Below are 13919 nucleotides of genomic sequence, written 5' to 3'. Positions count from 1 at the left end.
CGGTGCGGCTCACCGTCGTGGTCGGCCCCGGCCTGGTGGCCGACACCGAACTGCTGGCGTCGCTCGTCGCCACCAGCAGCGCCGAGCTGGACAGCACCGGCACGGTCGTCACCGCCGCCTCGGCCGACGAGCTGCGCTCGCTGCTCGCCGCGGCGCAGGGCCCGACTGTGGTGCTGCCCGGCCCCACCACACCGGCCCGCGCCCTGATCGGCGCGCAGCCGCCGCACGCGGTCTGGTACGACCTCACCGTCGAGACGCCGGTCCCCGGCGCGGTCCACCTGGCCGGCCGGGGACTGTGGGGCGTGACCTGGGCTATCCGGCACGCCGTGCACCGCTTCCGCGCGCCGGCCGATCGGATTGCCTACGGTCCCGGCCCGGAGCAGTGGGGTGACCTGCGGCTGCCGTCGGGCCCGCACACCGGGCCGGCGCCGGTCGCGGTGCTGCTGCACGGCGGATTCTGGCGGTCGGTCTGGGGCGCGGACCTGATGGACGCGCTCGCCGTCGATCTGGCCGCCCGAGGCTACGCGTCCTGGAACCTGGAGTACCGGCGTCCGGACCGGCACGGCTGGGACGCCACCACGGAGGACGTCGAAGCCGGCCTCACCGCGCTGCGGGACATCGCCGCCGACCGGCCGATCGACCTGGAGCGGATCGTGGTGCTGGGCCATTCGGCCGGCGGGCAGCTCGCGCTGCGCGCCGCGGCGGACCTTGCCACGCGTACGGGCGGTCCGCGCGTCGCGCTCGCGGTGTCGCTGGCCGGGGTGCTCGACCTCACCGAGGGCGAGCGGCGCTACCTCGGTGACGGCGCGATCGCCGCGGCGCTGGGCGGCTCACCGGCCACGGCCCCGCGCCGGTACGCCGAGAGCGACCCGATGCTGCGGCTGCCGACAGGGGTGCCCACGCTGCTCGTGCAGGGGACCGCGGACAGTCTCGACCTCGTCGACGCCAACCGGCGTTACGCCGCGGCGGCGGCAGCCGCGGGCGACGAGATCCGCCACCTGGAACAGCCGGGGGACCACTTCGCCGTCATCGACCCGGCGTCGGACATCTGGCGGGACACCATGACGGCAGTGGACGCCCGCCTCGGTCGCTGACGTCGCGCCCGCAACCGAATCGCCCTCCGAGTTCACGTAGGTGAACACGGAGGGCGGTTGGTGGCGCCGGTCAGAACAGCCGGGGCGTGACCACCGAGACCACTGTGGTGACCGAGTCGGTGTCGTTGTACATCTGGTGCGGCACCGACGAGCGCAGGTGCACGCTGTCGCCCGGGCACAGCCGGTGCTCCACGCCCTCGACCTCGTAGAGCAGCTCGCCGGAGATGACGTAGGCGAACTCCTCGCCCCGGTGGCCGTACGCGTTCTCCCGCCGCCCGCCCGGCGCGATGTGCACGAGCATCGGCTCCAGCACCAGGTCCGGCCCCCGGTCCGAGAGCATGCGGTAGGTCTGCTGCCCCGACACGTACTGCGTTGCCGACGTCTCCGCCCTGGTCAGCGTGAAGTGCCGGGGAAGCTGGGAGACGTTGCTGTCGGACGTGCCGTTGCCGGCGTCGAAGAAGTCGGCCACCGACTTGTCGAGGGCCTTGGCGACGCTGCCCAGCGCGGTCAGGCCGATCGAGGAGATGCCGCGCTCGACCTGGGACAGGAAGCCGATCGACAGGCCGGAGCGGGAGGCGAGGCCGCGCAGGGTGAGCCCGCGCTCCTTGCGGTAGCGCCGGATCCGGGCGCCGACCACCCCCACCGGGGTGCTCTCGTCCGCGGGGCCGCCGGAGGCGGCCTGCTCCGACGGCGGCTGACTGTCCATGGACCGCACGGGGACCTCCTGTTGCGGTGGCGGGGGGATCCGCCCGGGATGTTCGATCCTATCGAACATGCCCGCACTTGTGCGAGGGGTGGAGCGCCGGCATTTCCGGTCCGCCGCGGCGGCGAAGCCGTGGTGCCGGCACCGTCGCGTCCAGCGCGATCGTCTGTTCGCAGTCGTACGGCCGGCCATCCGCTGCGGTCCACTGTGCGCGCTCCGGCACGAGTGCCCGTCGCGACTGTGCCTACTTGTCGTCCATAAGGGTCTTCTCGCGCTATGGCGGATTCGCGCCGGACGGGCGCCCTCGATCGGTTTGCTAGAGCTATAACGACGAAATTCGTCGCTTCAAAGCTGTCTACCGACGAGTTGCTGAGATTTCATGGACAATAACTGGCGTGGCTCGTAGAGTCTCGGCATCTTCCGATGATCTGGAGATGACGTGAAGACTGCCGCCACCGCCCAACCCGTTCGTTCCGCCGCCGACCTGCACGCCGCCGCAACAGTGGTGGACGGAAGCACGGTCATCGAGCTGAGCGACGCCCACCTCGACCGGATCCGGCGAGGAGGCGTCACCGCGGTCAACCACACGGTCACCCGGCCGTACGCGGACACCGTCACCGCCCTGCGCGAGGTCAACCGCTGCCGCAGGTGGATCGACGCGCACCCGGACGAGGTGCTGCTCGCCCTGACCGTGGACGACATCCACCGGGCCAAGGCCGAGGGCAAGGAGGCCGTCATCCTCGGCCCGCAGGACACCGAGATGATCGGGGGTGACCTCGACCTGCTCGGCACGTTCCACGACCTGGGCGTCCGCATCCTTCAGCTGACCTACCAGCGGCAGAACCTGCTCGGCGCGGGCTGCGGCGAGGACACCGACTCGGGGCTGACGCACCGGGGCCGCGCCTTCGTCAAGGCGATGAACGAGCTGGGCGTGCTGGTCGACGTCTCGCACAGCGGCGAGCGCACCGGCCTGGACGCGATGGACGCCTCGGACAAGCCGGTCGTCGTCACGCACGCCTTCTGCGACGCGCTGTCGCCGCACATCCGCGCCAAGTCGGACGGATACCTGCGGCGCCTCGCCGAGCAGGGCGGCGTCATGGGCATCACCACCCTGTCGGGGTTCCTGTACCACCCGGAGGACCCGTCCCGTCGTCCGGACCTGACCCGCTTCGTGGAGCACGTCTGCCGAGTGGTGGAGGTGGCCGGCGTCGACCACGTCGCCGTCGCCACCGACTACGACGAGACGTGGACCGAGGAGATGCGGATCGCGCAGCTCAAGAGCATCGCGCAGGCGAACTCGAAGGAGCACCAGAACCTGCTCGGTGACTTCGGATGGGAGGAGCGCCGGGCGATCGGCATGGACGACGCCGCGGACTTCCCCAACATCACCGAGGCGCTTCTGGCCGGCGGATTCTCGCCGGAGGACGTGATCAAGATCCTCGGCGGCAACTGGCTTCGGGTCTATGGGGAGGCATGGAAGCCGGCCGCGCGATGAAGCGCTAATCGTGACACTGCCAAGGAGACTGATGCGTACCCGAATTCTGATGAGAGCGCTGGCGGTGGGCGTCGTGACGACGCTCGCGGCCGGCTGCGGAGGCGGCGAGCCGCCGTCGGGCAAGTCCGGTGGCAACGCCAGCGACGGCCTCACCAGCAACGTCAAGCTCGAGGACGAGACGCAGGCCGCCGGCACGCCGAAGTCCGGTGGCCGCCTGCGGATCATGATCCGGCTGGACGCCAACGAACTCGACCCGCACCGGATGTCGGAGACCTCGGCCTTCGTCATCAACGAGCAGATCTACGAGTCGCTCGTGCAGTCGTACCGGGGCGAGATCAAGCCGGCGATCGCCGAGTCGTGGGAGCTGAGCGCGGACGGCCAGACCGTGACGTTCAAGCTGCGCGACAACGCGTACTTCCACAGCGGCCGCAAGGTGACCGCCGCCGACGTGAAGTACTCGATCGAGCGGATCAAGGACCCGGCCACCCGGGCGCCGCGCGCCCGTAGCTACGAGGGCATCACCTCGGTCGAGGCGCCCGACGAGCGCACCGTCGTGATGAAGCTGGCCAAGCCCAACGCCGCCATCCTGACCCTGCTGTCCACCGCCGCGTCGTCGATCGTCGACCGGACCGTGGTCGAGAAGCAGGGCGACCTCAACGGCAGCGTCGACGGCGGCAGCGGGCCGTTCAAGCTCGCCGCCCGGACCACCGGCCAGGCCATCAAGCTGGACAAGCACGACAAGTACTGGGAGTCCGGGGTTCCGTACCTGGACGGGCTGGACTTCACGTTCAACCCGGACGACAACGCCCGCGCCGCCGCCGTGCGCAGCGGCACCGTGGACTTCCTGTGGCGGCCCGCGCCGGAGTTCATCGACGCGCTCAAGCGCGACGAGAAGCTCAAGTGGTACGGCGGCTCCGGCTCGCTGTCGCTGCACCTGCGGCTGAACACCTCGAAGGCGCCGTACGACAACGTCAAGGTCCGGCAGGCCATCTACCTGGCGCTGGACCGGCAGGAGATCCTGAACGTGGCCAACTCCGGCTTCGGCACCGCGCTCAACGCCGGCTACCTGCCGCCGGACCGCTTCGGCGCGCTGAAGGAGCCGGTGTACGGCAAGCCCGACATCGAGAAGGCCAAGGCGCTGCTGGCCGAGGCGGGTTACCCGAACGGCTTCGACGCCAAGCTCATGGTGATCGCCACCTCGGCGTTCCAGGTGCGCTCGGCGGAGGTGGAGCAGCAGCAGCTCGCCAAGATCGGCATCAAGGTGACGCTGGAGTCGGTCGAGTCCACCATCGCCGACACCAAGACGAAGTCCGGGGACTTCGACATGTACCAGTCCGGCTTCGGCCTGACCTACGACCCGGACGAGCGGTTCACCGCCAGCTTCCTCAAGGGCGGCGGCCTGAACTACGGCAACTGGTCCGACCCGGAGTACGAGGACCTGATCGTCAAGGCCCGCTCCGAGCTGGACAAGGACAAGCGCGCCCAGCTCTACCAGCAGGCCGAGAAGATCCTGGCCGAGCGGGGCCCGGTGGCCATGACCTTCCTGAACGCCGACTTCGACGTCGTGCAGAAGGACGTCATGGGTTACCGGGGTGACCCCACGCCGACCTACCGCTTCTACCGGCACCTCTGGCTCGACCGCTGACGAGTCGCGGAGGGGACGCCGGCCCACGGCGTCCCCTCCGCCGCACCGCGACGAAAGGCAATCCATGACGGCCGTACCCCTGACCCATCGCTACGTCATCGCCGCCCGGCTGAAGGGCTACCTCGGCAAGCACGAGGAGTCCGTGGCGCTGCTCACCGAGGCGCTCGAACTGGAACCGGACAGCCCGCGCCTGCTGCGTTTCCGCGGCCACCGGCGGATCTCCATCAGTGACTACGCCGGCGCGATCGCGGACCTGCGCGCCGCCGCCGACCAGCTCGCCGGCGTCGAGGACGAGTACGAGATGTACCAGCCGGAGGTGGAGAAGGACGTCGTCAGCCTGATCCTCGGCCGGCCCGAGGACGTGCGCCCGCAGCACCTCAGCGACACCGACGCCGCCGCGAACCCGGAGATCCTCGGCCGCTACAACACCACGCTGCACGCCTCCGTCTGGTACCACCTGGGCGTCGCCCAGTACCTCGCCGGTGACCTGGAGGGCTGCCTGCCCAGCTTCGCCGAGTCGGAGAAGGCGTCCCGGCACCAGGAGGGCCTGGTCGCGTCGCAGGACTGGCAGTACATGGCGCTGCGGCGCCTCGGCCGGACCGCCGAGGCCGAGGAGGTGCTCGACCGGTTCCGCACTGTCGACCTGGTCGACGAGCCGCACCTGGTCGGCTACGAGGGCCGGATGAAGCTCTACACCGGCGAGATCGGCCCGGACGAGCTGTGGGCGATGTGCGACGGCAACAGCCTCAAGACCGTCACCCAGGGGTACGGCCTCGGTAACTGGCACTACTACAACGGTGACGTCGACAAGGCGCGTGAGGTGTTCGACGGGGTGCTGAAGACCCGCGTCACGCACGCCTTCGCGTACCTGGCCGTCAAGGCCGAGTACGAGCGCAACCCGGACTTCGCGACCACGAGCAAGGAGAACTGAGATGGCAATCATCCGTGCCGAGATCGGCAAGCGGGACCAGGCCACCAAGGAAGCGATGATCGCCGACCTGACCGACGTGCTGGTCAAGTACGGCTCGCCGCGCGAGAACACCCACGTCCTGCTCTACGAGGTGTCGTACGACAACTGGGCCAAGGGCGGCGTGACGTACAACAACCGGAAGCGTGCGCAGGAGTCCTCGTGACCGGCGCCGCCGCGGGACCGCACATCCTGCTCACGCCCAACCTGTCGGACCTGCTCCCGCAGCTGCGGGAGCGGTTCCCGCAGTGCCGGTTCAGCCCGGTACCGGACGGTGAGCCGGTACGCGACGAGTGGCTCGACGCCGAGGTGATCCTGCGCAGCGCGATGAACGAGGACACCTTCGACGAGCTGCTGGCCAAGTGCGACCGGCTGCGGTGGGTGCAGATCACCGCGGCCGGGTTCGACTGGGTGGGCGGCGAGCTGATGCAGCGCCGCCTCGCCGAGGGGCTGCTCTACACCCGGTCGCCCAACTCCTACAACGTGCCGATCGCCGAGTACGCCATCGGCGCGGTGCTGATGCGCTTCCGCGCGTTCCCGGAGCACCGGGAGGCGCAGGAGCGCCGGGAGTGGGTGCGGATCACCGGCCGGGACTTCATCGGCAGCACGATGCTCGTCTTCGGCACCGGCGGCATCGGCGGCGAGGTGGCCTGGCGGGCCCGCGCGCTCGGCGTCGACGTGATCGGGGTGAACCGCTCCGGCACTCCGGCCGAGGGCTTCGACCGGGTGATCCCGTACGCCGAGCACATGGCCGTGCTGCCGGAGGCCGACTCGGTGGTCCTGGCCATGCCGCTGACCACCGAGAACCGCTACTTCTTCGACGCCGAGCACTTCGCGGCGATGAAGGAGTCGGCGGTGCTGGTGAACGTCGGGCGGGGCGCTCTCGTGGTGGAGGACGCCCTGGTCGACGCGATGCGGTCCGGCCGGATCGCCGGCGCGGTGCTCGACGTGTTCGAGGAGGAGCCGCTGCCGGCCGACCACCGGCTGTGGGACCTGCCGAACACCACCATCACCCCGCACACGTCGTTCCGCGGCACCGGCAACCTCCAGCGGCTCTACGCCGACTTCTGCGTCAACCTGGAGCGTTACCTGGCCGGCGAGCAGCTGGCCGGCCTGAAGCGGCAGCCCGACCTGGGGTACTGAGGCGGCCGAACGAGAGGCGGCCCACCGGATCGATCCGGTGGGCCGCCTTCGTCGTGCCGCACGTCAGTCGAGCAGCGCGCGGGCCGCAGTCAGCACGTCGTGCTCACCGAGCAGGACGTGGTCGGCCGCCGGGCCCAGCGGGACGTAGCTGTCGACGCTGTTGACGCGGGAGATCCGCCCCGGGTAACCGGCGTCGACCAGGGCGGCCACCACCGCCTCGGAGACGCCGCCGCCGGCCCGGGTCTCGTCCACCACCAGCACCCGGGGTACGCCGTCGAGCGCGGCGAGCATGCTCGCGGCCGGCAGCGGCGCGAGCCACTGCAGGTCCACGACGCGGGTGCCGGCGCCCCGCTCGGCGGCCAGCGTCTCGGCCACCCGCAGGCTCATCGGCACGCCGTTGCCGAACGTGACGAGCGCCAGGTCGTCGCCGTCGCGTACGGTCCGGACCTGTCCGAGCGGCGTCTCGGTGGCCGCCCACTCGTCCGGCGGGGCGTACCGGGCCAGCCAGCCGCCGTCGCCGTCGCTGTGCAGGTCACGGGTGTGGTAGAGCGCGATCGGCTCCAGGAACACGCAGACCCGCTTCTCCTGCTCGGCCAGCGCGAGGCACTGCCGCAGCAGCGCCGGCGCGGTGGCCGGGTGGGAGGCGACAGCCAGCGCCAGGCCGGGGATGTCCCGCAGCACCGCCACCGAGTTGTCGTTGTGGAAGTGCCCGCCGAACCCCTTCTGGTACGCCAGCCCGGCGATCCGGACCACCATGCCGTTGCCGTACTGCCCGTCGGAGAAGAACCGCAGCGAGGCGGCCTCGCCGCGCAGCTGGTCCTCGGCGTTGTGCAGGTAGGCGAGGTACTGGATCTCCGGGATCGGCAGCGTGCCGGCCAGCGCGCCGCCGAGCGCCACCCCGAGGATGGTCTGCTCGTCCAGCAGCGTGTCGAACACGCGGTTCGCGCCGAATGCCTTGCGCAGCCCGCGGGTGGCGCCGTAGACGCCGCCCTTGCGCGCCACGTCCTCGCCGAAGACCTGCGCCTGCGGCCAGGTGAGCAGCGCGTCGTGCAGCGCGGCGTTTACCGACTGGGCGAGCGTGAGCGGTCCGCGCGACTCGGGGAGCCGGCCGCCGAACACCTTCTCCCGTCCGGCGCCGGCCCGTCCGGCGGCCGCGCTGACCCGGTCGGTCCGGCGTTCGGTCAGCGGAGCGGTCACCGCAGCCGCGTCGGGCAGCCGCTCGACCCGCCCGAGCATCGCCTCGGCCTGGTCCATGACCAGCTTGCGGGTCTGCTCGTAGCGGGCCAGACTCTCGGCCGGGGCGAGGATGCCGCGCCGGGCCAGCACCGCCGCCGTGGCCAGCAGCGGGTCGCGGGCGTAGTCGGCGAGGATCTCCGACCGGGACCGGTACGCCAGCTCGGCGTCGGAACCGGCGTGGCCCATGAACCGGACCGTGCGCAGGTGCAGCACGGCGGGACGGCGTCCGGCGCGTACCCGATCGGCCACCTCGCCCGCGACGGCGAGCAGCCGCGCGGGGTCGGCGCCGTCGACGGCGGTGTAGTCCAGGGCTGGTAGCGCGGACAGCATCCGGTCCACCCAGCCGTGCGGGGACCGGGTGCTGATGCCGATGCCGTTGTCCTCGCAGACGAACAGCACCGGCATCCCGAGCCCCTGGTGGGCGGCCCACCCGACGGCGTTCAGCGCGCCCGCCGCGGTGGAGTGGTTGGCCGAGGCGTCGCCGAAGCTGCACACCACCACCGCGTCGGCCGGGTAACCGGTGTCGCCGACGCCCCGCTCCAGCGCGAACGCCATGCCCATCGCGCGGGGCAGGTGCGAGGCGATCGTCGAGGTCTGCGGGATGACGTTCAGCGCCCGGTGCCCGAACACTTTGTGCCGGCCGCCGGAGATCGGGTCCCGCCGGGACGCGGCGGCGGAGTGCAGCACGTCGGTGATCGGGGTGGAGCCGGGGACCTGCCCGGCCCGGGCGGCGTAGAAGCCGCCGGACCGGTAGTGCAGCAGCGCCGGATCGGTCGGTCGCAGCGCCAGCGCGACGGCGGCGTTGCTCTCGTGGCCGCTGGATCCGATCGTGTAGAAGCCCTCCCGTTTCGACTGCAGCCAGCGCAGCGCGAGGTCGAGGTGGCGGCTCTGGATCTGGGCGTCGAAGTAGTCGAGCAGCAGGCCGGCGTCGATCTCGACGTCCGGCGACGGGTCGGCGGGCGCCGCGGCGCCCGCCGACCATTCCGACAGTTGACGAACCAGGTGTTCGTCGATGGTTTCCACGTTGCTCCTTGCCGGGGGTGCGAGGGGTCAGCGGCTGGAACGGCCGCGCAGTCGCGGGTCGAGCACGTCGCGGAGGGTGTCGCCCAGCAGGTTGAAGCCCAGCACCGCGATCATGATGCAGACGCCGGGGACGACCGACGGCCAGATCGACATCTCCATGAACGCCTTGCCGCTGGAGAGCATCGACCCCCAGGACGGCTGGGGCGGCTGCACGCCGAGCCCGAGGTAGCCCAGGGACGCCTCGACCAGGATGGCGGTGGCCAGGCTCGTGGTGAACTGCACCGCGATCGGGGCGACCGAGTTGGGCAGGATGTACTTGAAGATCAGCCGGGCGTTGGTGAGCCCGACCGCCTGGCCGGACTCCACGTACGGCTCGCGGCGCACCGACATCGCCGTGCCGCGTACGACCCGGGCGAAGCTCGGGATGAACACGAGGATCAGGGCCAGGATCAGGTTCTCGGTGCCGGGGCCCCGGGCGGCGACGACCGCCAGCGCGAGCAGCAGCGTGGGGAAGGCGAACATGATGTCGGTGGCCGGGGTGATGATCGCGTCGAGGAAGCCCCGGTAGAAGCCGGCGAGCAGTCCGAGCAGGACGCCGATCGCGCCCGCGCAGGTCACCACGATCAGGCTGACCGTCAGCGAGGTGCGTGCGCCGTACAGGGCGCGGCTGAGCAGGTCGCGGCCGGCCTCGTCGGCGCCGAGCAGGAAGTCGCCGCCGGGCGCGGCGAGCCGCTGGTTGGACATGGCGGTCGGGTCGTACGGGGCGATGAGCGGGGCCAGCGCCGCCGCGCCGACCATCAGCACCACGATGACCAGGCCGATGGCGCCCACCCGGTCGCGCCAGATCAGGCGTAGCAACTCCAGGCTGCGGGGGGTCCGGCGAGTGGACGCCGCCTCGGCGGGGCGGCGGTCGGGGGCGGTGTCAGTGACCACTGCGCAACCTCGGATCCAGGTAGGTGTAGATGAGGTCTACGAGGAAGTTGACGACGACGTAGAAGAAGGCCAGGAAGAGCAGGGTGCCCTGGACGACCGGGTAGTCGCGCTGGGAGATGCCGCGGATGACCATCGTCCCCAGGCCCGGCCAGGCGAACACCTGCTCGACGATGACCGTCCCGCCCAGCAGCGCGCCGGCCTGGATGCCCAGCACCGTCACGACCGGGATCAGCGAGTTGCGCAGCGCGTGCCGGGTCATGACCACGCGCTCGCCGAGGCCCTTGGACCGGGCGGTGCGTACGTAGTCCTGGTTGAGCACCTCCAGCATGCTGGAGCGGGTCATCCGCATGCTGATCGCGGCGAGGCTGGAGCCGAGCGTCACGGCGGGGAGGATGAGGTGCTTCAGGGTGCCCCAGAAGCCCTCACCCTCACCCGCGCCCTGGGACGGCAGCCAGCCCAGCGACACCGAGAAGACGTACACCAGCAGGATGCCGAGCCAGAAGTTCGGCAGCGACAGCCCGACCAGCGAGCCGACCCGGGTGGTGGCGTCCAGCAGCCCGTTGCGCTTGGTGGCGCTGAGCACGCCGAGCGGGATGGAGATGAGGATCGAGACCAGCAGCGCCGACACGGCCAGCAGCAGCGTGGACGGAAGGCGCTGCATGATCTCTTCGAGCACCGGCTGGCCGGTGCGCATCGAGGTGCCGAAGTCGCCCTGGACCAGGGCGCCGAGCCACCTCAGGAACTGCTCGTACACGGGCATGTCGAGCCCGAAGTAGCGGCGCATCTCCGCCTCGATCGCGGGGTCGCCGAAGTCCTGACCCATGATCGAGCTGATCACGTCGCCGGGGATCATGCGGATGACCAGGAATGAGATCACCGAGATCCCGAAAAGGACTGGAATAACCGATAAGAGACGGGTCAACGTGATGCGCAGCATTGCGGGTTTCTCCGGTCGGTCAGGTGTCAGCGCCGGGTGTGCCGGGGTCGGCTTCCGCGTCCCAGCCGGCTTCCTCGTCCCCCGTGACGGCGATGTCGCGCGCCCATTCGTGCGCGCGCTTGGCGACCCGTAGCACCATCACCGACCGGCTCTCCATCACCCCGTCGAGGTTGCCCAGCCGCTCCGTCCAGAACCGCCGCATGGCGTTGCTGGAGGCGAAGTAGCCGACGGCGATGATGTCGAACTGGCCGGTCACGTGGTAGACGTACGCGATCTCCGGCATCCCGGCGAGCTTGTCGATGAGCCTTTCTGTGGCACCCGGAGCGCTCTGGATCTCGAACAGCGTGTGCACCGGCCGCCCCATGAAGGCGGCGCTGGGAATCGCGGCGAACTGCAGCTGACCCTCGGTGACAAGCCGTTCCACCCGGCGTCGTACGGATCCCTCGGAGAGGCCGACCTTCGCCGCCAGCGCGACGTTCGTCTGCCGTGGATCCTGAACGAGCTCCCGGATGATGCTGCGATCTTTCTCGATCGAGCTCTTGGATGCCATCTCGCTCCAACTCTTAGTGACGGAATTCGTCGCTGCCGGGAGCCTAGACGACGAACATCGTCTGTGCAACACTCCCGGATGACGAATGGTGGCGTTCGGGAGTCTAACTCAGGGGGATCGATGGCCTTGTTGGAGGTCCGGGACCTGCGCACCGAATTCCGCGGCGCGCGGGGCTCGGTGACGGCGGTGGACGGGGTGTCGTTCACTGTCGACGCAGGGGAGATGGTCGCCCTCGTCGGCGAGTCCGGCTGCGGAAAGTCGGCGACCGCTCAGTCCATCATGGGGCTGATCGTGCCGCCGGCCGGCCAGGTGACCGGTGGCCAGGTGCTCTTCGAGGGGCGGGACCTGCTGAAACTGTCCGCACGGGACCTGCGCGCGGTGCGTGGCAAGGGCATCTCGATGATCTTCCAGGATCCGATGACCTCGCTGAACCCGGTGCTGACCGTGGGCCGGCAGATGACCGAGGCGCTGGAACTGCACCTCGGGATGAGCCGCCGGGCCGCGCGCAAGCGGGCGGTCGAGCTGCTGGACATGGTGCGGATCCCGGCGGCGGAGACCCGGCTCAGCTCGTACCCGCACCAGCTCTCCGGCGGCATGCGCCAGCGCGTCATGATCGCCATGGCGCTCTCCTGCCGGCCGCGGCTGATCCTCGCCGACGAGATCACCACCGCGCTCGACGTCACCATCCAGGCGCAGGTGCTGGACCTGCTGCGGGAACTGGCCCTGGAGACGCGCACCGCGGTCCTGTTCATCACGCACGACCTCGGCGTGGTCGCCGGCATGGCCGAGCGCGTCAACGTCATGTACGCCGGCCAGATCGTCGAGCGCGCCGGGACCGTCGACCTGTTCCACCAGCCGCAGATGCCGTACACCTGGGGTCTGCTCGGCTCGGTGCCCCGCCTCGACCAGGCCCGCGGCGGCAAGCTGCGCCCGATCGCCGGCCGCCCGCCGGAGCTGTCGGAGATCCCACCCGGCTGCCGCTTCGCGCCGCGCTGCGTCCACGCCCGCGACGTCTGCCAGGACCAGGCGCCCGGCCTGACCACCGTCCCGGCCCGCGACCAGCTCACCCGCTGCTGGGGCATGCGCCCGGCGGACCAGGGCGGCTGGCTGACCACCGAGGACCGCTTCGCCGACCAGAGCGCGGAGGTGCGCTGATGACGACCCCTGCCCCCGACACCGCCCCGGACCCGCTGCTGCGCGTGCGTGACCTGGCCGTCGACTTCAAGGTGCCGGTACGCGGCTCGATGCTGCCGGCCCGGCTGCGCGCGGTCTCCGGCGTGGACCTCGACGTCCGGCGCGGCGAGATCATCGGCGTGGTCGGTGAGTCCGGCTGCGGCAAGTCCACCACCGGCCGCGCCATTCTCCAGCTGCTCAAGCCCAGCCAGGGCACCGTCACGTTCGACGGCACCGAACTGACCACGCTGGACCGGCGGCGGATGCGGGCCATGCGCCGGCAGATGCAGATGATCTTCCAGGACCCGTTCGCCTCGCTGAACCCCCGGATGACCGTCGGCGAGCTGATCGAGGAGCCGCTGCTCGTGCACTCCGACCTGCCGGCGGCCGGGCGGCGGGCCAAGGCGCTGCAGACCATGCAGATGGTCGGGCTAAGCGAGAAGTGGCACGACAGGTACCCGCACGAGTTCTCCGGTGGCCAGCGCCAGCGCGTGGGCATCGCGCGCGCCCTGGTCAGCAACCCGCAGTTCATCGTCGCCGACGAGCCGGTCTCCGCGCTCGACGTCTCGGTGCAGGCGCAGATCGTCAACCTGCTGGAGGAACTCCAGGAGGAACTGGGCCTGACCATGATGTTCATCGCCCACGACCTGGCCGTCGTCCGGCACCTCTGCGACCGCATCGCGGTGATGTACCTCGGCTCGGTCGTGGAGGTGGGGGAGTGCGAGGACATGTACGACCGGCCGCGCCACCCTTACACCCAGGCCCTGCTCTCGGCGGTGCCGATCCCCGACCCCCTGGTCGAGACCGAGCGCCGGCGGGTGATCCTCAGCGGTGACGTGCCCAGCCCGCTGAACCCGCCGTCCGGCTGCCGCTTCCGGACCCGCTGCTGGAAGGCGCAGGACATCTGCGCGACCGAGACGCCGAAGCTCACCGGCGCCGGGCACCAGGTCGCCTGCCACTTCCCGGAGAACACCGACCCGCGGGGCGAGCCGCTCGCCGCCGCCGGCGCGGGGCGGTAGA

At 70.8% G+C, this 13919-nt stretch carries 13 protein-coding genes; 8 read left to right on the top strand and 5 right to left on the bottom strand.

Translation table 11 applies throughout. The features are described 5' to 3' along the window. The first annotated feature begins 2 nt into the window (after positions 1-2). The gene (locus O7542_RS16255; RefSeq protein ID WP_223201150.1) at positions 3-1094 is read left to right on the top strand and encodes an alpha/beta hydrolase; all 1092 of its coding nucleotides are present in this window, start codon (positions 3-5) and stop codon (positions 1092-1094) included. A 70-nt stretch (positions 1095-1164) separates the two neighbouring features. Here O7542_RS16255 and O7542_RS16250 read toward each other — a convergent pair whose 3' ends face one another. Further along, positions 1165-1800 (bottom strand): XRE family transcriptional regulator, encoded by a 636-nt coding sequence (locus O7542_RS16250; RefSeq protein ID WP_223201430.1) that lies wholly within the window; start codon positions 1798-1800, stop codon positions 1165-1167. A 436-nt stretch (positions 1801-2236) separates the two neighbouring features. On the opposite strand from O7542_RS16250, the gene O7542_RS16245 reads away from it, so the two are divergent. The 5 genes from O7542_RS16245 to O7542_RS16225 all read left to right on the top strand — a co-directional run bounded on the left by O7542_RS16245 (position 2237) and on the right by O7542_RS16225 (position 7047). Beyond that, positions 2237-3292 carry a membrane dipeptidase gene (locus O7542_RS16245; RefSeq protein ID WP_043325193.1) on the top strand — a complete coding sequence of 352 codons (1056 nt, stop codon included), beginning with the start codon at positions 2237-2239 and terminating at the stop codon, positions 3290-3292. A gap of 31 nt (positions 3293-3323) precedes the next feature. Then, positions 3324-4937 (top strand): ABC transporter substrate-binding protein, encoded by a 1614-nt coding sequence (locus O7542_RS16240; protein WP_158559980.1) that lies wholly within the window; start codon positions 3324-3326, stop codon positions 4935-4937. 64 nt (positions 4938-5001) lie between these two features. After that, the gene (locus O7542_RS16235) at positions 5002-5868 is read left to right on the top strand and encodes a tetratricopeptide repeat protein (RefSeq protein WP_043325191.1); all 867 of its coding nucleotides are present in this window, start codon (positions 5002-5004) and stop codon (positions 5866-5868) included. 1 nt (position 5869) lies between these two features. Next, positions 5870-6070: a tautomerase family protein gene (locus O7542_RS16230; RefSeq protein ID WP_018786431.1), complete on the top strand. Its 201-nt coding sequence runs from the start codon at positions 5870-5872 to the stop codon at positions 6068-6070. Then, the gene (locus tag O7542_RS16225; RefSeq protein ID WP_064447412.1) at positions 6067-7047 is read left to right on the top strand and encodes a D-2-hydroxyacid dehydrogenase; all 981 of its coding nucleotides are present in this window, start codon (positions 6067-6069) and stop codon (positions 7045-7047) included. Before O7542_RS16230 ends, O7542_RS16225 begins: the two co-directional genes overlap by 4 nt. A gap of 63 nt (positions 7048-7110) precedes the next feature. Here O7542_RS16225 and O7542_RS16220 read toward each other — a convergent pair whose 3' ends face one another. From O7542_RS16220 to O7542_RS16205, 4 genes are read right to left on the bottom strand one after another with little or no spacing between them, the layout of a single operon-like run. Next, a complete protein-coding gene (locus tag O7542_RS16220; protein WP_069090002.1) occupies positions 7111-9306 on the bottom strand; it encodes a thiamine pyrophosphate-dependent enzyme in 2196 nt (731 codons plus the stop codon). A 27-nt stretch (positions 9307-9333) separates the two neighbouring features. After that, a complete protein-coding gene (locus tag O7542_RS16215; protein WP_274477921.1) occupies positions 9334-10239 on the bottom strand; it encodes an ABC transporter permease in 906 nt (301 codons plus the stop codon). Then, positions 10229-11176 (bottom strand): nickel ABC transporter permease, encoded by a 948-nt coding sequence (nikB, locus tag O7542_RS16210; protein WP_030499628.1) that lies wholly within the window; start codon positions 11174-11176, stop codon positions 10229-10231. Before nikB ends, O7542_RS16215 begins: the two co-directional genes overlap by 11 nt. 19 nt (positions 11177-11195) lie before the next feature. Then, a complete protein-coding gene (locus O7542_RS16205; protein ID WP_030499629.1) occupies positions 11196-11726 on the bottom strand; it encodes an Lrp/AsnC family transcriptional regulator in 531 nt (176 codons plus the stop codon). A 120-nt stretch (positions 11727-11846) separates the two neighbouring features. Here O7542_RS16205 and O7542_RS16200 point away from each other — a divergent pair, with 120 nt between their 5' ends. Both O7542_RS16200 and O7542_RS16195 read left to right on the top strand, forming a co-directional pair. After that, on the top strand, positions 11847-12881 hold the full coding sequence (locus tag O7542_RS16200; RefSeq protein WP_199744090.1) for an ABC transporter ATP-binding protein: 1035 nt from the start codon (positions 11847-11849) through the stop codon (positions 12879-12881). Next, positions 12881-13918 (top strand): oligopeptide/dipeptide ABC transporter ATP-binding protein, encoded by a 1038-nt coding sequence (locus O7542_RS16195; RefSeq protein ID WP_043325187.1) that lies wholly within the window; start codon positions 12881-12883, stop codon positions 13916-13918. Before O7542_RS16200 ends, O7542_RS16195 begins: the two co-directional genes overlap by 1 nt. Position 13919 lies beyond the last annotated feature (1 nt).

Source organism: Micromonospora sp. WMMC264 (genome assembly GCF_027497275.1).
In the GTDB taxonomy this organism is placed as follows: Bacteria; Actinomycetota; Actinomycetes; order Mycobacteriales; family Micromonosporaceae; genus Micromonospora; species Micromonospora chalcea.
The sequence above is the reverse complement of the archived record's forward strand: the minus strand, read 5'-3'. Positions and strand labels throughout refer to the sequence as shown.

Bases quoted from the DNA above. Each gene is read 5' to 3' on its own strand.
- O7542_RS16250 (WP_223201430.1), bottom strand. From the start codon at position 1,800: ATGGACAGTCAGCCGCCGTCGGAGCAGGCCGCCTCCGGCGGCCCCGCG.
- O7542_RS16240 (WP_158559980.1), top strand. From the start codon at position 3,324: ATGCGTACCCGAATTCTGATGAGAGCGCTGGCGGTGGGCGTCGTGACG.
- O7542_RS16235 (WP_043325191.1), top strand. From the start codon at position 5,002: ATGACGGCCGTACCCCTGACCCATCGCTACGTCATCGCCGCCCGGCTG.
- O7542_RS16230 (WP_018786431.1), top strand. From the start codon at position 5,870: ATGGCAATCATCCGTGCCGAGATCGGCAAGCGGGACCAGGCCACCAAG.
- nikB (WP_030499628.1), bottom strand. From the start codon at position 11,176: ATGCTGCGCATCACGTTGACCCGTCTCTTATCGGTTATTCCAGTCCTT.
- O7542_RS16205 (WP_030499629.1), bottom strand. From the start codon at position 11,726: ATGGCATCCAAGAGCTCGATCGAGAAAGATCGCAGCATCATCCGGGAG.
- O7542_RS16200 (WP_199744090.1), top strand. From the start codon at position 11,847: ATGGCCTTGTTGGAGGTCCGGGACCTGCGCACCGAATTCCGCGGCGCG.
- O7542_RS16195 (WP_043325187.1), top strand. From the start codon at position 12,881: ATGACGACCCCTGCCCCCGACACCGCCCCGGACCCGCTGCTGCGCGTG.